The 23,029-nt window shown below is 39.7% G+C and carries 11 protein-coding genes; 4 read left to right on the forward strand and 7 right to left on the reverse strand.

All coding sequences use genetic code 11. The annotated features are described in order from the left end of the window. Window positions 1-128 precede the first annotated feature (128 nt). On the reverse strand, window positions 129-1,889 hold the full coding sequence (locus OGI71_RS17825; protein WP_282250729.1) for a RagB/SusD family nutrient uptake outer membrane protein: 1,761 nt from the start codon (window positions 1,887-1,889) through the stop codon (window positions 129-131). A gap of 12 nt (window positions 1,890-1,901) precedes the next feature. Beyond that, complete coding sequence (locus tag OGI71_RS17830) at window positions 1,902-5,183, reverse strand: TonB-dependent receptor (RefSeq protein ID WP_282250731.1); 3,282 nt, start codon at window positions 5,181-5,183, stop codon at window positions 1,902-1,904. 140 nt (window positions 5,184-5,323) lie between these two features. Between OGI71_RS17830 and OGI71_RS17835 the strand changes: the two genes are divergently transcribed. After that, window positions 5,324-9,184, forward strand: coding sequence for a hybrid sensor histidine kinase/response regulator transcription factor (locus OGI71_RS17835; protein ID WP_282250732.1), 3,861 nt, complete (start codon window positions 5,324-5,326; stop codon window positions 9,182-9,184). 124 nt (window positions 9,185-9,308) lie between these two features. On the opposite strand, the gene OGI71_RS17840 is transcribed toward OGI71_RS17835, so the two are convergent. Next, complete coding sequence (locus OGI71_RS17840) at window positions 9,309-10,559, reverse strand: glycoside hydrolase family 88 protein (RefSeq protein WP_282250734.1); 1,251 nt, start codon at window positions 10,557-10,559, stop codon at window positions 9,309-9,311. Window positions 10,560-10,605: 46 nt separating this feature from the next. Continuing rightward, window positions 10,606-12,750 carry a glycoside hydrolase family 95-like protein gene (locus tag OGI71_RS17845; protein ID WP_282250735.1) on the reverse strand — a complete coding sequence of 715 codons (2,145 nt, stop codon included), beginning with the start codon at window positions 12,748-12,750 and terminating at the stop codon, window positions 10,606-10,608. A gap of 544 nt (window positions 12,751-13,294) precedes the next feature. On the opposite strand from OGI71_RS17845, the gene OGI71_RS17850 reads away from it, so the two are divergent. The 3 genes from OGI71_RS17850 (at window position 13,295) to OGI71_RS17860 (ending at window position 19,471) form a co-directional block, all read left to right on the forward strand. After that, a complete protein-coding gene (locus OGI71_RS17850; RefSeq protein ID WP_282250736.1) occupies window positions 13,295-14,563 on the forward strand; it encodes a Gfo/Idh/MocA family oxidoreductase in 1,269 nt (422 codons plus the stop codon). A gap of 105 nt (window positions 14,564-14,668) precedes the next feature. Then, window positions 14,669-18,070: a family 16 glycoside hydrolase gene (locus OGI71_RS17855; RefSeq protein WP_282250737.1), complete on the forward strand. Its 3,402-nt coding sequence runs from the start codon at window positions 14,669-14,671 to the stop codon at window positions 18,068-18,070. 150 nt (window positions 18,071-18,220) lie between these two features. Then, window positions 18,221-19,471, forward strand: coding sequence for an ROK family protein (locus OGI71_RS17860; protein WP_282250738.1), 1,251 nt, complete (start codon window positions 18,221-18,223; stop codon window positions 19,469-19,471). On the opposite strand, the gene OGI71_RS17865 is transcribed toward OGI71_RS17860, so the two are convergent. From OGI71_RS17865 to OGI71_RS17875, 3 genes are all read right to left on the reverse strand, one after another. Beyond that, window positions 19,468-19,827, reverse strand: a complete 360-nt coding sequence (locus OGI71_RS17865) for a CoA-binding protein (RefSeq protein WP_282250739.1) — start codon at window positions 19,825-19,827, stop codon at window positions 19,468-19,470. The two genes, OGI71_RS17860 and OGI71_RS17865, sit on opposite strands and share 4 nt — an antisense overlap. 101 nt (window positions 19,828-19,928) lie before the next feature. Next, window positions 19,929-21,095 carry a serine hydrolase gene (locus tag OGI71_RS17870; protein ID WP_282250740.1) on the reverse strand — a complete coding sequence of 389 codons (1,167 nt, stop codon included), beginning with the start codon at window positions 21,093-21,095 and terminating at the stop codon, window positions 19,929-19,931. Window positions 21,096-21,385: 290 nt separating this feature from the next. Further along, complete coding sequence (locus OGI71_RS17875; RefSeq protein ID WP_282250741.1) at window positions 21,386-23,017, reverse strand: pyruvate dehydrogenase complex dihydrolipoamide acetyltransferase; 1,632 nt, start codon at window positions 23,015-23,017, stop codon at window positions 21,386-21,388. Window positions 23,018-23,029 lie beyond the last annotated feature (12 nt).

Consider the following 23,029-nt stretch of genomic DNA (forward strand, 5'->3'; position numbering starts at 1 on the left):
ACATAAAACACTAAAAATCTTTATTTTAATATAGAAAAACAAACTAAAAAGAATCAATCGCTCTAGCAAACGATTACACGAGCGATTGATAACAGTTTCTTTACAAAAGAACTATCTTTCCTTATTTCTTAATCATCCCAGCCACTGTTTTGTGTCAATGATGTGTTTCGTTCCCGTTCCACTTGTGGGATTGGCCATGTATAAAGTTGATCACCTCGCCAGTCATACGGCGAAACAACTCCTCCCCATGCTTGTTTAATACCATTTCCCGTATAAAAAGATGTTTCTTTCAATGTTTTCCAACGTAACTCGTCAAAGTAGATAACACCTTCACACATCAATTCACGACGGCGTTCTTCACGAATTTCTTTTCTGAGATCCTGTTCACCTATCCCTAATGGTAATTCTCCAACTCCGGCACGTTTTCTTACCTCATTTACTTTTAACACAGCTTCATCCGGTTTTTTCGATTCATTCAATGCTTCTGCCCATAATAAAAGGATATCTGCATATCGCATCACAATATAATCATAAGCGCCTGCCTCTCTATTGGGAATACCTGGGTTAGCTCCCTCATAAACAAACTTACGTGGGTAATAGTAAAAATTAGGGACAATATCCGTTCTCAAGTCAAACACACCACCAAATTCTTGCCGATATGGCCATCTTGAGGTGAAGGTTTGGTCTGTCGCACCGTTTGCCCCTACAAAAGTAGAATAAGGTAAAATCACGTTACTTACTAATCTAGGATCTCTATCTTCATAGGCTTTCTTAAGGCGTTCTTCATTACCTGTAGGCAAATACAAAGACATATCAAGCTTATTTGTAGTCCGTTTTTCAATGTTCGATATTTCAGCAGGGGTCAAATTATTCCGTAAGAAAAACACCTCCCTTTGGCCCGGTGCCATCTGATTATAACCTGGTAGATAATCATCCCAATTAAATTTAGACCCATCTTTACGTTGATAGCGATCTACCGCATCGGGATGTACCAAGTAGGTATTCCAATTGGATCCAAAAGCTGATCGTGATCCAAACCTGAATTGGTAATCTGAACCATATCCTGCCAAAGCGATATTCTGGATACTAAATATAATTTCAGGACTTTGCTCATTATCACCTTTAAACAGATTGGCATAATTACCAAATAAGGTATGTCCCATATTTTTGACTTGCTCAAAGTCGGCAATGGCTTTTGCCCATTCTTGCGTATACATATACACCTTACCACGAAGCGCATATGCTGCAGATTTAGTCACTCGCCCAAACTCGGCCTTTCCTTTATCATAACGATTTGACAATAAAGGTTCATTGATACAATCCGTCAGATCTTTAATAATCAAATCCCAGACTTCTTTTTCTGTACTCCTTGGTTTATCCACCTTATCCCACTCGATTGGTTCAGTATAAATGGGAACTCCTTTATACAGTTGATTTAACCGATAATAATAGAACGCGCGCAAAAATTTCATCTCTGCAAGTAATCTTGCTTTCTTTTCAGCCCCTACAGGTGACACATTGGTGATACCATAGATCGCATTATTACTTCGGTGAACACCCTCATACAAATTTTGCCAGGTAGACGAAAAAATACCCGATGAAGCAGTAGCCGTTGCGTTCATCAAGGTTGAATTGTCTCTCCCCTGAAGAGTCGCGTATGTGTCATATACATACAACATCTGACCTAAACGCAAACCTTGGTAAACACCATTTACACCTTGGTCGGTAAGATTTTCTGTTAACCACATATTATTGGTTAATACCTGTGTTTTAGGTACGGTTTCCAATAAATCCTTCTGACAAGCAGAAAACAATGTTGCTGAACCGATAGTCACGCCAAGCAGTATTTTTTTACTCCACAAATTATATTTTTTTATATTATTTTTCATGATCTTTCTATTTTAGAATCCAATATTCAAACCAAAAGCAAACTGTTTCATTGTTGGATATTCTGCTCCTGCACCAACTTCTGGATCTAACCCTGGAAAGTCCGTAACCATCAGTAGATTTTCACCTGTAAAAAACACCCTCAAGCTGCGTACTTTAACTTTTTCAGTTAGTTTCTTATCAAACGTATAACCTATTTGTAAATTTCTAAGCTTTAAAAAATTTGCCTTATATAACCAATAATCGCTTGCTTGATTATTGATATTTTCCGCAGAAGTGCCATATTTCAATCTAGGGAAATATCCATTTTGATTGGTACGTGGATCATTTGGTGCCGCCGGGTTATAGAAATAATGATCATCTGCAATACGAGTGGTCACCTGGTTACCAAGAATCAACACATTATTATTATAACCAATATCTGTCCAGTAATACTGTCCTCCAGCCTCTCCTGCCCAAATCATAGACATATCCAGACCTTTATAAGAGAACCCAAGATTGAATCCATAGATATATTTAGGACTTGTCGACGTGCCGGTAAAGTACTGATCTGCATTATTTCCATAAATACCATCTCCGTTCCGATCGGCATAGATCAAGTCTCCATAATACATCCGTGCATTCGCACCATAGCTATCCGCAATGGCTTGGGATGAGGTTATAAAAGAATAGCCAGCAGCTTTCATTGCTTTTGCCCATTCGTAATCCTGATCCGTACGGATCATCCCTGTGGTAGGTCCACCATTGATATTAACCGAACCATCGGCATTAAAAGAACTACCATCACCTCTATATACTTGACGTAGATAGAATTCATCCAGCTGGTATCCCTCAAGTCTCCGGTTTACACCGCCTGTGGATACATCACCTAAGTTAGTATTCCATACCATTTTTCCCGTTCCGTCATCAACCATACCTTGAACCAGCTTACCTTCGTATTCCGTGACTTTATTTTTATTATATGAGAAATTACCACCAATGTTATAACTGAAATCCCCAATCTTATCCCGCCAGTTTAGATTGAGCTCAATTCCTTTATTACGCATAGCGGCTTGGTTGTAATAAGGACCACTAGCGGTACCCGCCGTAATTGGCATTTGTGCTGTACGAATAATGTTTGAAGTTTTACGCTCGTATAAACTTAGTTCCACAGATGCACGACGCTTTAATGTTGCAAATTCCAATCCAAGCTCTCTATTTTCGGAATCTTCCCATTGCAACAAGTTATTGCCAAAACGTGACAATGCTAATCCGTTGGCTTGAGCTCCATTAAATGAATACCCCACCGAACCATATACTCCGTGCCAGCCGTAAACATTCAAATCATCTCCGCCATCATTCCCCAATTTACCCCATGAAGCCCGAAGTTTAATATCCTGTACATAAGGATTGACAGCTTCCATAAACGACTCTCTAGATAAGATATAGCCAACAGAAGCAGAAGGAAATGTACCGTATTTTCGTCCCCGTCCAAATTTTGAAGCCCCATCTCGACGTAAACTGAATTCTGCTAAATATTTTGCATCGTAGTCATAGCTAGCACGACCAAAAAAGGAACGCATGGAGTTATCAGATTCCCCTCCAGAGATACTGTTCATCTCCGTTCCTGTACCGATATTGGTAATGGTCGCATCAATCAATCCTTTTCTAGAAGCACTAAATCCGGAATCGTTGTAATAAAATTCATTATGACCAACTAATGCTCCAATCGTATGTTTACCAATCGTCGTGTTATAACGCAATACGTTATCGAAAGATTTTCTGTAGATTTTACCATAAGACTGTCCAGTCGTCGAGTTCGCAAGGTTAACAGGCGTCGATGTAATCGTCATGGTTGAAAAGTCATATCGTGGTGACGGATCAGACCAGGTTTTCACTTCATCAAATCGGCTCTGATAGTTAAATTTCGTTTCGAATGTCAAACCCTTCCAAAATTTAACATTTGCAAATAAGGTCGTGTTGAATCGTGTACGCTCATTACTTCCTTTATTATCGTAAAGATAGGTCATTAAATTGTTCAGCTGTGATGATTCACCAGAGCTGAGGACAGCGCTTCCAAACTTACCGTCATACATTGGGTATATACCCGGTGTCGTTTGCCGCAAGAAATTATACAGATTGGCATCGGAAGCCATAGAACGCTCTTCTTTCAGAATAAATGTCTGTGTACCGACCGTCAGGAAGTTGGTAATATCGGTCTCCAGATTCACCCGCCCTTCATAGCGCTTCATCCCTGTGTTGTGCATAATGCCGGGGTTGTCTTGTATTCTTCCAGATAGGTTATAGCGGATATTTTCACTACCCCCCAAAACACTGACGTTATGACTCTTTAGCCAGGAGTTCTCATAAATCCAATCTCCCCAGTTGGTATTGGGATATGCGACATAATTAGGTATGCCCTGAGCGGTCACACCATTTGGATCAGCATTTGCCGCCGTCCAGGTATCAATAGCGCTTTGCGTATATGGACCTTTCTCACCTATATTTTCTGCTGCTTCTTGAAACAAGCTCATATGCCTCAAATAATCGCTTAGAAATTCAGGCTTTGCGCTTGGTGTCGTTCTCGAAAACAAACCTGAATATTTTATTTGCGGTGCTTGTCCGCCTTTTCCTTTCTTTGTTGTAATGACAATAACTCCATTCGCAGCCCGCGCACCATAGATAGCTGCCGAAGACGCGTCTTTTAATACTGATATTGTTTCAATATCTTCTGGATTTACAGCATCCATTACCCCCTGAATACCATCAATAATCACCAAAGCATCATTATTGTTCATGGTACCTGTACCACGTACGCGAATGGTAGCTCCATCACTACCAGGCTTACCATTACCTACTTTCACTTGAACACCGGCGGCCAGTCCTGACAAGGCAGAGGATACATTCGTCACAGCCCTACTCTCCAGCTTTTTTCCATCGATAGTTGCAACAGAGCCCAATAGTTTGGATTTCTTCTGTTGCCCATACCCCACAACAACTACCTCATCAATCGCTGAGCTGGCATTTTCCAAAATTATATTAATAGCATCGCGGCCATTAATGACAATCTCTTGGTTTTGATAACCAACATAAGAAATTACTAGTGTTGCGTTAGGGTTTACAGATAAGGAATAGGTTCCTGATCCATTTGTAGAAGTTGAGACTGTTCCGCCCTTCTCACGAATTGTTACACCTGATAGCGGTGCTCCTTGACTGTCTTTGATTTGTCCCGTTACATTTATTTTCTGTTGGGCATGAACTGCACCTACAGAAAATAGCGTCATCGCGGACAATCCTATTGCGTAAAACTTAGCCATACTTTAGGAAATTGGTTTTATAATTAAAAATGGTTACTTAACTATGTCAAAATTGAGCAAGAACGACGATTTAGTAGGGTGATTTTTATAAATATTAAGGGGTAAAATCTTAAATTTGATGCTGTAACCTCTATTTATCTATGAAATTCCCCGTACAACAGATTCGAAGCATTGCCATCACTTTATTGCTCCTATGCTCAAGTATTATTTGTTGTGCCCAGCACTTTAGTTTCGAAACTCTGACACAGGATAATATCCTGGACAAACAGGCGGTACTGACAATCGCGCAGGATCGACAAGGTAAATTGTGGTTTGGTGGGGGAAACAACCTATTTATTTATGATTCCAGAAATGTAACAAATGTTTTAGTCACTGACTCGATTTTCAAAAATGTAGATTACATCAATAAGATTAATATCAATGCGCGGAACGATCTTTTTATTGCTACCGCAACGAAACTCTTCATTTTTAATATTGACAAAAGAAAATCTGTCTTTCAACAAGACAAGCCATTTGATCTTCCTTTAACTATCCATGATATTTATGTTCACGGCAATCACACCATCCTCTGTTCCGCTCGCGGACTCTATCTTGCTGTCCCTTTAGGAAACTCCTATACCATAAAACCGATCCTGACACGCAATCATGTCCAAGCTATTATTCCGGTTAATTCAACAACATATGCAGTTGCCAGCGATAGCGGTATTGAGTTTTGCACGTTAAAAGAGAATAAAATAACGCATATAGACCGTATCTCATTACCGCTAAAAGATCAGGGTATCGTCAGCACTTTGTATTATCAAAATGGCACATTATGGATTGGGACAAAACTGCAGGGATTATTTCAATATCGATTATCGGATAAGCATTGGCAGCACATCCATGAAGAGAACAGCAACCTCCTAAGTAATAATATCCGAAAAATCAATAAAGGCCCAAATAATACATTATTACTAGGCACACTAAAAGGACTTTCTGTCTTTAATGGTGGTACATCCTTTATTAATTACAAACACAATACTTCGGTTCCGCATTCGTTAAGCCAAAATTCCATTTATGATATATTTATCGACGATCAGCAAATTATTTGGTTAGGCACTTATTTTGGAGGAATCAATGCCATTTATCCGAATATGATTCCCTTGCATGTTTATTCGAGTCGTGAGCTACCTCAAAACAGGCTAAATAGCGATATTATTGGCAGTTTTGCAGAATCCCAAGATGCTTATTGGATCGGAACGGAGGAGGAGGGCATAAATCTTTTGGATAAAAAGACGGGAACGATGCAACCTTTCCCGCAACTATCGCGATCTAATCTGATCAAGGACTTGTCAATACGTAACAATGTCCTCTATGCGGCACAGCATGGTGGCGGCTATTCGATCATTGACTTAAAAACTAAAACTGCACGCCATGTCCTATTGGACAAAAATCCGCTACATTTAAAAAATAATATCTATAGCATCTATGCCGGAGTAGACAATTATCTGTACCTGGGTACAAATGCAGGTTTATATATTGCACCTCCGGAGAAACCGCCATATCCGGTCAAAGGACTTCCTACCACATTAACGGATATCCAAGCCGATAATAAAAATTGTGTTTATTTTTTATTGGGTGGGCGACTTTACAAGCAAGATCCCACGACAAAAGTTATTCAACTATTTACGGACCCAAAATTATCCATTCAAGGGTTTTATGTCCATCCCGATGGTGATATCTGGTTTACAACAGCAACCGAATTGTATCATTTGGGCGATATCAAGCCTCTAGCCCGTTTTCATAATAACAGCTTAGGCTGGCCTGTCATGATCGACAAACATTTCTGGATCAGCAGCAAAAATGGGCTGATTTTTTTCGATCCAACAACAAAGTATAATACTATACTTAATCAGTACGATGGTCTCCCTGTTAAAAATATGCAAGGGGCTAAGGTCTATAGCAGCGAAGCTGGATTTTTATTCGTGACTACATTGAATGGTCTAGTTTCGATAGACACCCGAAAAATCACTTTCAATCAGAAAAAACCGAATGTGCTTTTTAGAAATATATTCCTTGAAGATACACCCTTAAACTATGGTCGCATCCAGCAAGGTGATCAGCCCAATAACTATACGTTGCAATTACGTTATGACGAGAATTTTATCACTGTTAATTTTTCAAGTTCCAATTTTATTAAACCACAGAAAAATAGATATCGTTATAAACTAGAAGGTTTTGATAAAGATTGGATAGAAACCAGTACACCAAGTGTCAGATATACCAATATCCCCGAAGGACGGCATACACTCAGTGTATATGCCAGCAATAATGATGGTATCTGGAGCAGTACCCCACTACAAATACACATTGATATAAAGCCTCCGCTCTGGAGAACTTGGTGGGCCTACCTTCTATACGCTGGACTATTTACCCTTGGTGTGCACTTTGTCATCAAGTTTGTCGTAGAACGCCAGATGTTGATCAATTCCGAAAGAGAACAGGAAAAGAAAATCAAATTCTTTACACAAATTTCGCATGAGATCCGGACCCCGCTTACCCTGATCATGTCACCTCTGGATGAAATCATTACCGAAACAGCCAACTTATCGACTACCCAATCTAAGATAAAACGGATTAAAAAGAATGCTGCTAAATTATTGGGGGTTGTTAACGAGCTACTTGATTTCAAAAAATTTGATGACAAGCACTTCATCTTGAAACAGAGCGATATCCCCTTCAGGGAATATATTGAAGACACATTCTATCTCCTCAATGATCTTGCCCAGAATAAACATATCAATTATTATATCCGACAATTGGATGCCGTAGGATTACAATCCATAGACGCTGTTCAATTTGACAAGGTCATGTTCAATCTATTGTCAAACGCCATTAAATATACACCCGAGAATGGCACAGTTTATCTTGAGCTCCTTGAGAGCGAAGACAGCATCGTTATCAACATCGTTGATAACGGGATTGGCATTGCAACGGACAATCAATTCAAGATCTTTGAAGAATATTATCGGGAGGAACAAGCAAATGACAATATAGGTACCGGTATCGGACTAGCCTTGACCAAGCAGATTGTCCTACAGCATCAAGGAGAGATCCGTTGCTTTACCATGAAAGATGAAAAAGGAGAATGGACGGTATTCAACCTACGTTTGCCGAAGCTATCGAAAGTCAGCATGTCCTCTCCTACAGACTCCCTGATGACCATAATAGATGAATCAAATTCAACAACTCCGACCGTATTGGGTAGATCTTTGCAACAGACCATTCTCATTGTCGAAGACAATAGAGAGCTATTGGATACCATTGTTCATTTGTTTCAGGATAGCTATACGGTCATCACGGCTTTCAATGGAGAAGATGCCTTATCGAAAGCGCAAGAGTATATTCCCGACTTGATCTTATCTGATCTGATGATGCCTTATATGAATGGAGCCCAGTTATGCCAGGCAGTAAAGACAAATATCGCAACCAGTCATATTCCTGTTATCCTGTTGACTGCAGTGACAGACAGTGAATCACAGACACAGGCCCTACAATATGGAGCAAACATCTATCTAACAAAACCTTTTGACAATAGGCTGTTGTTTCTATCTGTGCAGAATCTTATCGCAATCAGTCATAAAAAAAGCAAGGAATTTCAGGTCAAAAAAACAGATTTCGACAATGAACTGGATGCTCAATTTATTGCTACATTAGATCAACTGATCGAAGATAATATGCAGTCGGATGACTTTGATGTTAATTTTATCTCCCGAAAGATGGGTATGAGCACACCTATTATTTACCGAAAGCTCCGGGCGATATCCAACCTTTCTATCAATAATTATGTGAAGATGTACCGGCTTAACAGAGCGAAGGAGTTGCTAAAATCTTCGATGAATGTCAGTGAGGTCGCCTATGCAGTTGGATTTTCTGAAAGAAAGTACTTTAGCAGGGAATTTAAGAAACAATTTGGGTATAATCCGTCACAGCAAATAGCGGACTCCTACGAAGATGATTAAAACACAAAATGGCGTAAAAAAGGGATTAAATATTTGAAAAGAGACTGTAGGCAGGGTACGAATAGATTTAAAAGTAACAAAGACGCCTAAATGGGCGCCTTTGTTACTTTTATCGTTACTGTATTTACTTCGCGATTTCTTTTATCATTGGTTCACCATCCAAGAGCCTTTTATAGCGCACCAATGCTTCTACATAATAGTAGTCAGCATATGTCAGTGGTACATCAATCTCCGAATTTAAAGGAAGTGCTCCCACACTATGTTGAAGAATATAGCCTCCATTTTGACCATAAGCAGCCAAATAAGGTGCTTGAGATAGATTTTTGATCATTGTCTCCGCTTTATCGAAGTAAAGTGCAGATTCGCTACCCTTGGTATATTGCGAAAGCTCTAATAGCGCCGAAGCATACAAAGCAGCGGCAGAGACGTCTCTTAAATCCTTATTCGGGTACATCTTATCAGATGCAGCGATCTTATCCTTATCAAAATCCCAATACGGAATTAGATCGGAGGGTAGATCTGGATTGTCAAGAATGTATTTCGCTATCTGCTGTGCCTGCTTTAAAAACTCCTTTTTCTTTGTTTCACGGTACATCATCGTATAACCGTATAAAGCCCACCCCTGTCCCCGTGACCAGGCAGACTCATCAAATGCCCCTTGATGTGTTTTTTTCGATCGCACTTTACCTGTATTCTTATCATAGTCGATCACATGGTAAGAACTATAATCTTTCCGAAAATGATTTTTTAAAGTTGTTTCAGCATGTGTGACCGCAATATCATAATACTTTTTATCTCCTGTTATTTTAGAGACCTGTGTCAAAAACTCCAAGTTCATCATATTGTCTATAATGACGGGATAATCCCAGGACCCGTGATCCCATGAACGGATAGTTTTTGTCTTCGAACTATAACGTGATGCCAATGAATTTGCCCCTGTTGTTAAAACCGGTTCATATTGCTTGGTGTTCCCAGTCAACCGAAGGGCATTTCCAAAACTACAGAACAACATAAAGCCCAAGTCATGTGTACCTTTGTTATTCTTCTCCTTTTCCAAATAGGTTAATTTATCTTCCGCTTTCTTTAGTAGATCCGGATCTTTGGTTCCCTCATATAAATAAAATAACGTCCCTGGATAGAAGCCCGAGCACCACCAGCTTGATGATGAAAAGACCTCTTTGCCATTTTCAAATGTTTTCGGAAACTTATCCGTCGGTGTTTCCTTATCCAAAACTTTAATCTGCTTGGCAGCAGCATCAAGTTGCTGTTGTACAAACTCTTTCGACAGTTTCAATTTCACAGTTTGTCCATGGGCCAAAGTACCTGTCCCCAGAACAGCCCATAAAATCATAAAAATTTGCTTTCTAAATCTCATTATTTATATTCCCTTTCTATACGTTGTTTATTTTGCTTGCTTTTATTTATTTACTTTCACGGATAGCGACTATAGTTCCCTTATTGAGTTCTAACCTGATTAAGCCATCCTCCTGTTTCGTATACGTACCCTTCCCATGTATTTTAACAATTGGGTTAAGCATACCGAGCTTTAGTTTTAATGTTCCACCGTATTGGCTTTTAACTTCAACAGCTACTGTATTTCCATTTTTACGTTGTGCAGAAATCAAATTGCCCCCATCCGCTAAAAAATGGGTAAAGGAGAGATCTCTCCATTTACTCGGAACAGCTGGGAATACACGCAATATCCCATTCCAATATTGCAGACAAAGCTCCTGTATACTTGCCATGGCAGCCAACGGCGTTTCGATCACAGGACCACTTTCCGCATAGAGGGTATTCGCTTTAACATATTTGTTCAACAAAATATCCAACGAGGCTAGAGCCGCATCGCCTCGTCCCATCATGGCATACATCGAAGCTGCCCCTGAAAAGGAATAACCCTGAAGCCATTGTTTTTTACTCTGCCAATGTGCAATAGATTTTTCAATCAGCGCCCTATTCTCCTTTTGATCCCAGTTCACATCATAAAAAGGATAGATCATCATCAGATGAGAATAATGTCGATGTGATTCTTCATAGGGTACATCTTTGGCAATCATAAAACCATCAGTGTTTTGTGGATATTCAACCAAATGTGCCAGCACATCCTTCCATACAGCATGAAGCGGATCGTTGCCTCCACGTTCGTCGTCCAGTTCCAAAAGTGTCCTTAAACCCCACTTTAGGATTGATAGGTCGTAATTTGTATTATAAGCAAATCCTTTTGAATATTCGGGTGAATAAGTTTTAACAGCGATAGCATATTTCCCATTTTGATCTTTCTCCAGCAAATGCAAATGGTAGTTGATTGCGTCCTTCAAAAGTGGAAATAAACGATCATATACATCTCGCGACAGTGTTGCCCGATAGTACTGATAGTAGCTGTGCAGTAGCCATACAAGGTTACCAAGTTCTTTATCACCATCAGAGGCTTTTTCAAGAGAGACACCTTTTTGCAATAATACTGGACTCCATAAATCCGGTGCAGAAGAACGACCCACGGCTATACTATTGTAACGATAGGGTTCCGGAACATTAAGACGCAGATTATGCTTATTTTGGTCAATCATTTGAATCAAAGAATTGGCGATATCCAGGTGATTTGCTTTAAAAGTCGGTGAATATGCGAGCTGCATATTTAGATTGAGCCAATAAGCTGGCCAGGGAGTGGGACTTGTCCACGGTCCCTGCAGATCCATAGCTGGCTTGTCCGATCGGGTTGCGCTTGCCAGCTTATACAATTGCATATCGTAGAAACCTTGATAGGTTGAATCAGGCAGTTCAAGTGTAGATGCCTTAAAATAGCTCGTCCACCATTGACGATGTTCTTTCAAACCGGTACTTATTTCCCGTGCACCAAATTTTAGAAGATACGCTAATGTTTCTTGGGTAAAATCCGCTGATTTTTGATTATAGCCAACGGTAATAACATAGGTATCCATGTCTTTCGTTGATCGCAGCAGATAGGCGGTCGTATACCCCCCACCCGCTATCAGTGCTTGTTCATAGTATTTTATGTGACCTTGTTGTCCATTCTTTCCAGCAGGATTGGCAAGGTAAGCCTTTGGTTTTTGGGTATAGGAAAATTTCATGCGTGGACTGATTGCCGAATCGGCTACCCAATTGAACGAGTACTTTCCCTTAAAATCCTGTTTCAACACCTCTAATAAGATAATATTATCATTGGAAAGTGTTGTCGTTTTCACTTTGATCTGTCCCTGATCTGTCGAGATAGTTGCCACAGCATAAGCCTCCTTTAGATAGATATCACCCCTACTTTGGACGATTGCGCTTCCCAGATCCAGATCAAAGTACCCCAATGATAGACGGCCTTTATCGAACAACTTGTCTTCCGAATTTGCACGATGATCATATACATCTGTTCGGCCGATGTCAATACGCACTGATTTTTTACTGGATAGATAAGTCATCGTTCCCAATAGGCCATTACCGGTAAACACACCCTCATATATCGTGTTTCCGAGCGGAGCAACTTTAAATTGCCCAAATCCGATTACAGGTAGGATTAGCGCATAAATAATTATCAATAGCATGGTTGGTCTCATCATATCGGTTTTCTTCTTTTGAAGGCTCCATAAAGATGCCTGATTCTCTAAGCATAATCAAGCTTGTTTTACGAAAACGATTGAGTGGTTTCACGAGTTTCCGGTATCATATCACCTGATTTTTATGTGAGCACCCACTGGATGAATATAAAATTAAGGCATACTATTCAGGTTTTAATAGGACCAATAAATCGTTCTGTCCTTTCAAAATGCCCACATACTGCAGGTCTATTACCACAAGATGGATTAGATTGTGTTCTAGAAAATTTATGCTCTTTAGTAAGAATTTCGAACAGTACAGCTCATGTAACAATTCTGTAACTAAACATTAGCGTTGGATAATAGAATCGAACCTTATATACGAAAGAAATGAATTTAGAGCTATTCTTTTATTATTTTTTCATAAAACAAGAATAAACAATACATAAAATTTTAGTTATCAGTTTATATTTATCAGTTTTTTATCTATTTTTAGGTTCAATATCCAATTGCAGTTAATTTTAACAGCCTAAAATGGATCAATTATAAAACAACTAATCCAACCAACATGAAAGAACAGAATTCATCAAGGCGTGATTTCATTAAAAAATCAGTGGTAGGTGCTGCAGCATTTTCTATTGTACCACGCTTTGTACTTGGAGGCCAAGGCTATCTTGCTCCGAGTGATCATCTAACCAAAGGAGTAATTGGCGTCGGAAATATGGGCCGTGGACACTTCGGCTATGCCGGAACAAAAACAGTTGCCATTTGTGACGTTGACAAAAGCCATCTTGCGGCTGCACAAAGTGACCTGGGTGGCGGCATAAAAGAATACCATGATTTTAGAGAATTAATCAAATCTCCAGAAGTAGATATTGTCCACATTGCTACTCCGCCACACTGGCATGGTCTTATGTCTATAGAGGCTGCTAAAGCAGGAAAAGATATCTGGTGTGAAAAGCCAATGACGCGTACCATTGGTGAAGGTAAGAAAGTAAAAGAAGCCATTGCACAACACGGAAATATGTTCCGTCTGAACACTTGGTTTCGCTTCAAAGATGATTTTTATGGAATGAATGTACCTGTTAGTAAAATCAAAAAACTAGTAGATACAGGCATGTTGGGTTGGCCATTAAAAGTAACGATAAGTAAGCATACAGGATTTGACTGGAAATTCTATTGGGTAGGAAAAGAAAACCTACCAGAAGAACAAGTGCCTGCGGAATTAGACTACGAATTTTGGTTGGGTCCAGCACCATATAAACCTTACAATAAACATCGCGTACACACGACTTTTAGAGGCTATTGGGATTATGATGGCGGAGGATTAGGTGATATGGGCCAACATTATATGGATCCAGTGCAATATTTCTTAGGTAAGGACAATGAAAGCCCAGTGAGTGTAGATGTGGATGCGCCGCAGCAACACCCAGATGCCGTTGGTACCTGGAGACGCATTACTTTCACTTATGCTGATGGTTGTCAGATCATTTTAGATGGCGAGGCCAAAGATGAAAAAGCGGCTTATATTGAAGGACCTAAAGGTAAATTATATAAAGGATTTGCATCGGATATTCCTGATCTGGAAAGAAAACTGGCACAATACCCTGAGCCGGCTCCGCAAATCACTGACTTTTTGGAATCTGTCCGGACACGCGAAAAATTTGCCCTCAATGAAATAAATGGACACCGCTCCTGTACATTGGTTAATATGGGATTAGCAGCACTGCGCCTCAACCGCTCATTAAAATACGATTCTCAAAATGAGAAATTTATTGATGATGATGCTGCAAATCGTTTAATTCACCAACCAATGAGAGGTCCTTGGTCTATCTAACAATTATAATCCGATGAAATATCATGAACCAAAAAAGACATCAGAACACTGGATGGATAGCAGTAATCATGGTAGCTTCATGCCGATAAAAGATAAATAATCTCAATGAAAAAGATATTTAATTCGCTGGCTGTATTGCTTCTCATCTCGAGCGCCTCATATGCCCAGCAACCGCAAAATAGAACCACAGCTACCAAAATAGCTGATGTGCTGGCTCAGCAACCCGCAGAGGAAAAAGAAAAGTTCCTGCTCGCCATGCATGAGCTGGAAGGATTTTCTTCCGATGACATCGTTGCTTTCCTTAAAGGTCTAAAAGCACCAGGAAGTAATAATGCTCCAATTGAATTTGCTGCCAACAGCTATTCTTTTTATGTAAATCAACCTGGCAAAGAACAGCAAAAAAAAGTATTTGTTGAAGGTCTAGCAAAATCCATCGCACAACTGAGCGAGCCTACAAATCAAGTTTTCGCTTTACGTTTACTCCGCCAGTGCGCAGATAACTCTGCAATCTCAGCTGTGGCAAATTGTTTAACGAACGATAATCTAGCTGATGCAGCCGCAAGAACTTTGGTCTCTATCCGTACCAACGAGTCAGCTACGGCCTTGGAAAAAGCACTAGCAGCTTCTACGACCGAAAAAAACGCAATCGCTATTGTTACAGCACTAGGCGATTTAAAGGTTGCAAATGCGGAAAACGCTATTTTGGATTTCACCAAAAAATATAACTCCGATGCATTCCAACGCACTGCATTGATCGCACTAAGTAAAATTGGCGGTACAGCCTCGGCTTCTTTATTCCAAAACAAATTGAACGATGCGGCATACAGTTACGATAAATTTGATGCTGTCGGACTAGGTATTGACTATGCGCAATCGTTGATCGACAATAAGCATGATCAAGATGCGATCAAATTCCTGAATAAATTCTTCCAGGAGTCGCAAAAAGCAAAATCCATCAACGGACAATTTGCTTCATTGAAATTATTGGCTGCCATCGATCCAAGTAAGCAACAAAAAAATCTACTGTCTGCTGTAAAGAGTGATAATGGTGCATACCGCAACCTTGCCTTGCAATTGCTCGGTAAATATGGTAAAGGCAGTGATGCGAAAAGCCTGCTCGCTCTAGCGAGTAAGGGTACACCAGAGGTACAGGAAAGTGTCCTAAACTATCTCGCACATAACGGTTCCGCGAGTAGTTTAAAAGCAATCCAAGCCTTGGTTGGCAAAACGACTTCGCCAGTTACAAAATTAGCAGGATTAAGCGCGATCAACACACTTTCACAAGGAAAAGAGACCAATACCCTAATACAGGCCTTTGATGCGGATCAAGAATTCAACAATTCTGTTAAGGCCCTTATCCTGTCTTCAAAGGATGCTAATGTGATCAATGATGTCAATACTGCACTCGCTTCTGTCGATGACAGCAAAAAAGTTCAGTTATTGGATATATTGAGCAAACGCTCCAATAATGCTTCTTCAAAAGCTGTTCTGGCGATTAAAACAACAAATCCAACAGTAGAGGAAGCGATAAATAAAGCTTTACCCAATGTTGCTCAAGAATCCGATCTTGAAGAACTTTTCAATAGACTGAACAATACAACTGATCCAAAATCGGCAGCGTTATTGCAGAAAGCAGTTGTCAATGTTATTCAATCAAGTCCTAATGCAAAAGGATTAACAGGGAAATTAGCTGCAAATATCTCAAAATCAGCCGCTCCGAGTACTGCAAAATATTTTCCTATTTTTGCTGGACTTGGTGACGATCAATCGTTACAAGCAGTCGGCAATTACCTAAATAATAATAATCCGGAGTTAAGGGCTGCAGCCATTACATCGTTGTCAAGTTGGTCATCCGCTAATGCACTTCCTAAACTGGTATCCTTATCAAGAACAGAAAAAGATGACAACTTATTCAATACTGTTTACAGAGGATTAATCAAATCTATTTCATCTTCGGCTAATACGGCTGATCAAAAAACACTTTTATTGCGTGACGCATTTAGTGTTGCAAAAACAGCAGAACAGAAGAAAGCTGCACTTTCTGCCCTTCAACCAACAGGTACTTATCAAGCTTTTATTTTTGCTGCGGATAAAATGGCTGATTCACAGCTGGGAGAAGCCGCTGCCAATACAGCCATGAATATTGCCATGGACAATAAATACTATGGTAGCAAAGTCAGAGAAGTACTAGAACGGGTAATTGGCAAACTTTCCGGTAGCGAGAGTGGTTACCTGAAAGAAGCTGTTGTTCGTTATCTTTCTGAAATGCCAGTAAAAGAGGGTTATGTATCACTTTTCAATGGTAAGGACCTTAGCGGCTGGAAAGGATTAGTCGCTGATCCAATAAAACGAGGTAAAATGAACGCCAAAACGCTGGCAACCGAACAAGCGAAAGCAGATGAGATCATGCGCAAGGGTTGGTCTGCCTCAAATGGAGAAATTGTTTTTAGCGGAAAAGGAGATAATCTGGCTACCATAAAACAATATGGAGATTTTGAGATGCTTGTAGACTGGAAATTGGAGAACTATGGTGGTATAGAGGGTGATGCCGGTATTTACTTGAGAGGCACTCCACAAGTACAAATTTGGGATATCGCCAACACGAGAGTTGGTGCTCAAGTAGGCTCAGGAGGATTGTACAACAACCAAAAAAACGAAAGCAAACCGCTCAAGGTCGCTGACAATGCTACTGGTGAATGGAATACGTTTAAAATCAAAATGGTTGACGATAAAGTCACAGTTTGGTTAAATGGTCAACTGGTCACCGATAATATTCCACTGGAAAATTATTGGGACAGAAATCAATCCATTTTCCCAACAGAGCAGATCGAACTCCAAGCTCATGGGTCAGTTGTTTACTACAGAGATCTTTTCATCAAGGAATTCCCTAGAAAGCAGATCTTCAAAATAAGCGACCAAGAGAAAAAAGATGGTTTTGAAGTGCTATTTGACGGAACAAATCTGGACAAATGGACTGAAAACAAAGCATACATCATCAATGATGAAGGTTATATCTGGGTATACCCTAATGCTAAATTTGGCGGAAACTTGTATACAAAAGAAGAGTACTCAGATTTTATCTATCGCTTTGACTTCAAATTGACACCAGGAGCTAACAATGGTGTCGGGATACGTGCCCCATTAGAAGGTGATGCGGCTTATGAAGCCATGGAAATCCAAGTTCTTGATAATGATGCCGATGTCTATAAAGATTTAAAACCTTATCAATATCATGGCTCAATCTATGGTGTAGTAACGGCTAAAAGGGGTTACTTAAAACCATTAGGTGAGTGGAACTCCGAAGAAATCTATGTAAAAGGCAGCCGTGTTAAGGTAACATTGAACGGTACTGTCATTGTCGATGCTGATATTGCGGAAGCTAGTAAAAATGGTACGTTGGATGGTAAAGAGCATCCAGGTTTAAAACGTACAAGTGGCCACCTTGGTTTCTTGGGACATGGAACTGAAGTATTCTTCAAAGACATTCGAGTAAAAAAACTCAAATAGTTTTACCAAGTGTAAAAAAAGGGGATAAGGAATCTTATCCCCTTTTTTCTTAAAGAACGGCTTGTTTGACAAGTGAGAAAAATAACCGAATGATTCCAAAACTTTTATTAAATTAAGGTTCTAGGATTCTAATTCAAAATATGATGTTTTATGACAAAAGCCGTAAACTTACTGATTAACAAAAAATTGGATAGTAAACCCGAAAAGAAAAATCTATTCAATAAACTTTCTATTATCAAATTAATAGCCGAATTAGGATCTGTATCAGTAAACGACATTGTAAAAAATCTCTCCCTAAGCCTTCCTACGGTCAACAGCCTGATTGCTGAACTATTGGAGGACAATATTGTCCGTCAATTTGACAAGGGAGAATCTATCGGTGGTCGCAAACCAAACCTATATCGGCTGTGTGATGGGTTATTTCAAGTGTTATGTATCGAGTTGCAGCGCTTCTCCATTACAATGAGTATCATGGACAACAATCAAAATATAGTTGCTGAAACTGTAGAACTTGATAATGAATTATCACGCAATGCCGATAATCTCTACGATATTACGCAGATTATCGATCAATATTTATTGGAAAAATTAGTAGATACGGAAAATTTAACCGGACTAATCATTAGCATGCCTGGCCTAATCAACGCTGAGGAGGGAACTAATGAAACATTTCTGCATGACACATCGCAATCTATTACAGCTTACTTCGAGAACAAATACAGAAAACCTGTTTATATCCTCAATGACGTAAAAGGCGCCGCATATGCAGAACTAAAATTTGGTTTGGCCAAAAACACGAGAAATAGCCTCATTATTTTAATGGATTGGGGAATAGGTCTTGGAATAGTTTCCAATGGTGAAGTTTATCTCGGACGGGATGGTTATTCCGGCGAGGTGGGCCATATGCCATTTATTGATAATGGTGAATTGTGTTATTGTGGAAAAAGAGGTTGTCTTGAAACAGTGGCTTCGGGAATTGCCTTGGTCAACAATGCAAAACAGGAGATCCAAAAAGGTGAACTTACCAAGCTCAATGAATTACATAAGGAGGAATTAGATCACCTAACACCAACTCATGTAATCGAGGCGGCTAATAAAGGTGATCAATTTGCCATAAACCAAATTTCTAAATTGGGTACAAATCTAGGTAAAGCTTTCGCTTCCCTGATCCAGCTGCTCAATCCAGAACTTATTGTACTTGGAGGCAAAATCGCCAAAGCCAATGAATTAATTACGATCCCGATACAACAGGCGATCAATTCATATACAATGGCGATATTAAAAGAACATTGCGATATAAAAGTATCGAGCTTAAACCTGGACAGTAATACGATCGGTTTGACAAATTATTTTATCACAAAGTATTTGTCTGTCGAATTGCTCAGGAAATCTAAAATCTAAAACTGACCTGTGCTCAATAATACCAGAGTACAGGCTCTTTCAGTTTTAATACCATTCTCCATAGCCAACTGCTCTAACTCAGCATTCTCAGCCCCTGGATTAAAGATTATACGTTTTGGTTTTGTAGCCAAAATATAGTTATAATACTCCTTTTGATTCTGCACTCCAAGATACATGGTCACTGTGTCTATATCAGTATGCACTTCACCTTTCTTCTCGATGGGCTCACCAGCCACCTCTCCACCGCTCAAACCGATGTTAACAATATCATGTCCGTGCTTACGGAGCATATTCGCTGCTTTATTTGAATAACGCGAAGGGTTCGTACTGGCGCCTAAGATTAATGTCTTTTTCATCCTTATACTTATTTGTTCATCAATTATACCGTTCAAAGGCATTTACACAGCCTTCATCGGTATGGAGTCTTAAATTTTTTGAAATGATGAAACGAATAGATCTATTCATCAATAATAAAATCGCCATGGGTACTATAGGCGTTCTTACGTAAAACTGGCATTCCCAAAATTTTATAAAGTTCATCCAATTTCACCAAGCTACCATTTGTCATATTGGAAAGTAGAACAATCACAATATTCCTTTTCAGATCCCGTACATATATGTGACGAAAACCGTGCCACCATCCCGTATGATAGACAATATGATCGTTTCCATGTTCAAATGTCCGCCATCCATAGCCGTAACTAAAAATACCCTTTTTTGCGTCTGGATAGCCACGATAAGCCGAATCCAAGGTTGATTGCTTCAATAATCGTCCATCCCGCAATGCCAGATCAAAGCGGTATAAATCGCGTACTGTACTGTAAACTCCCTTGTCTCCCAATGGGCCATCTTGAAAATTCTGTACAACAGATCTGCGCCATACCTTATCATGACCTATAACGTTGGTTGGAATCTTATCGTAGACAGCCTTAGACAACGCGGCGGTATTCGTCATACCTGCAACATTGAAGACACTATCTTTCATATAGGTCGCATAATCCTGCTTCGACACCTTTTCGATAATAGCTCCTAAAACCATAAAGTTGGAATTATTATAGAAAAAACGACCACCCGGAGCACCATATCTATTCGGTTTAAATTCGGTCAGCATTTTCATAACATCCTGATTCGTCATTCCTTTTTTTCGATCAGGCCAGTGGTCTTCTGAAAAATAGACATAGTTAGGTAAACCTGAGCGGTGGGTCAATAGCATTTTAATAGTAATACCGGGGTACGGAAAATCAGGATAAAAATCATTGATCGTCTGATCCAGACGTAATTTTCCCGCTTCGACCAACTTCAATATACCTACAGCCGTTATTGGTTTGGTGACTGAAGCCAGTTCAAATTTATCATCAATTGCCAAGCTATCGCGCTTCAGGTAATTGGCCCAGCCAAAAGTATTTTGATATAGAATTTTTCCATCCTTAGCCACTAGCACGTTTCCATTGAATGCAGCCTTTGAATGTAAGTTTTTCATAAAGGCGTCAATCTTTGGATCTGCATCCTGGGGATTGTAAATAAGTCTTGTACTATCTATTTTTGCTTGTGCTATCGCCGCCTCTTTTTGTTTTTTCTCTTTTGAACTACAAGCGATTGTAGATACGAACAAAAGAGCTGCCATTCCCTTTAAAAAAAATAATTTCACGTAATGCTTCTCCTGGATTTTCTATATTGTGTTATGTTTGCCTATTTCACTAAGCCAATTCTGTACCTCATTTTTTACACGATACTTATATCACAATCATTCTATTCCTACTCTGATTAATGTGTATTCTTTTTGATTTTCAATAAAGAATCGCGTATAAAGATAATAATGCTAAAATGAAGATTTTAGTATAAAAAAACGAATTTTTAGAACAAAAAAAGCCACTTTAGTAATAAAGTGGCTAATATTTTATTGGCTTGCGGAATCTATGCTAGTAATCTAACTGGATTTTCTACCAATGCTTTTAAAGTCTGTAAAAATGCAGCACCTGTTGCGCCATCTACCACACGGTGGTCACAGCCCAAAGTTACTTTCATTACGTTACCAGGAACTACAGCACCATTTTTCACAACAGGAACAGCTTGGATAGCTCCTACTGAAAGAATAGCTCCATCAGGAGAGTTAATGATAGATGTAAATTCATCTATTCCAAACATTCCCAGGTTAGAAACTGTGAAAGTAGATCCTTCCCAATCTGCTGGTTGTAATTTTTTAGCTTTCGCTTTTTGAGCAAAATCTTTCACCTCAGCAGAGATGTGAGATAATGATTTACCATCCGCAAAACGTACTACAGGAACTAACAAACCATCTTCAACAGCCATAGCCACACCAATGTTGGTATGTTCGTTGAAACGGATTTTATCTCCTTGCCAAGACGAATTCACTGCTGGGTGTTTTTTCAACGCGACAGCAACGGCTTTCACCACGATATCATTGAATGATACTTTTACTGGAGCGATCTCATTGATTTGCGCACGAGCAACCATTGCATTATCCATATCGATAGAAACTGTCAAGTAAAAATGCGGTGCTGTAAACAATGACTCTGCCAAACGACGCGCGATTGTCTTACGCATTTGGTTGACAGGTTTCTCTGTATAACGTTCTTCACCAACATACGTAGGTAAAGTAATTGCTTTTGTCTCTGTAGCAGGAGCCGCTGTAGCTGCTGTTGCAGCAGGTTTCGCCGCAGCAGGAACAAAAGATTCAACATCTTTTTTCACGATACGACCACCATCTGCTGATCCTTTGATATCGCTCAAGTTGATACCTTTGTCTTTTGCAATCTTACGTGCTAATGGAGAAGCCTTTACACGAGCATCATCATTTGTAGCTGATGCTACTGGAGCCGCAGTTGCAGTAGGAGCTGAATCAGCCTTAGGTGCTTCTGCAGTTTCCGCTTTTGCAGGAGCAGATTTTTGATTCAATAAAGGTGTAATATCAGTTCCCGCAGGACCAACAATAGCAATAATATCATTTACTTTTGCTGCTTCTCCGGCTTCAAGACCAACGTACAACAATGTACCATCAGCATAAGCCGTAACTTCCATTGTAGCTTTATCTGTTTCTACATCAGCGATAGCGTCATCAGATTTGATCGTGTCACCAACTTTGAAATTCCATTGTGCAATAACACCTTCTTTCATGGTATCACTCAACAATGGCATTGTGATCACAGTACATCCCAATTCTTCAGCTGTAACTGTGCTAGCCGAAGATTCTGGACCAGAAACTTCTTCGGTTTTTTTTTCTTCAGTTTTTTCTGGCGCATTCTCAGCTGCCGGAGCATCACCGCTCAACAAAGCTTGGAAATCTTCACCGGGTTCACCCAAAACAGCAATAACAGCATCAATAGCTACTGCTTCACCTTCTTTAGGGCCAATATATAAAAGAGTACCTTCTTGGTAAGACTCAAAGTCCATTGTAGCTTTATCTGTTTCAATTTCAGCTACCAGATCACCAGAATTTACTTTATCACCAACATTTTTGTGCCATTTTGCGATGACCCCTTCGGTCATTGTGTCGCTCATTTTGGGCATTCTTACTACTTCAGCCATTCTGTATTATAT

The organism is Sphingobacterium sp. ML3W (assembly GCF_029542085.1).
Classification (GTDB): Bacteria; Bacteroidota; Bacteroidia; order Sphingobacteriales; family Sphingobacteriaceae; genus Sphingobacterium.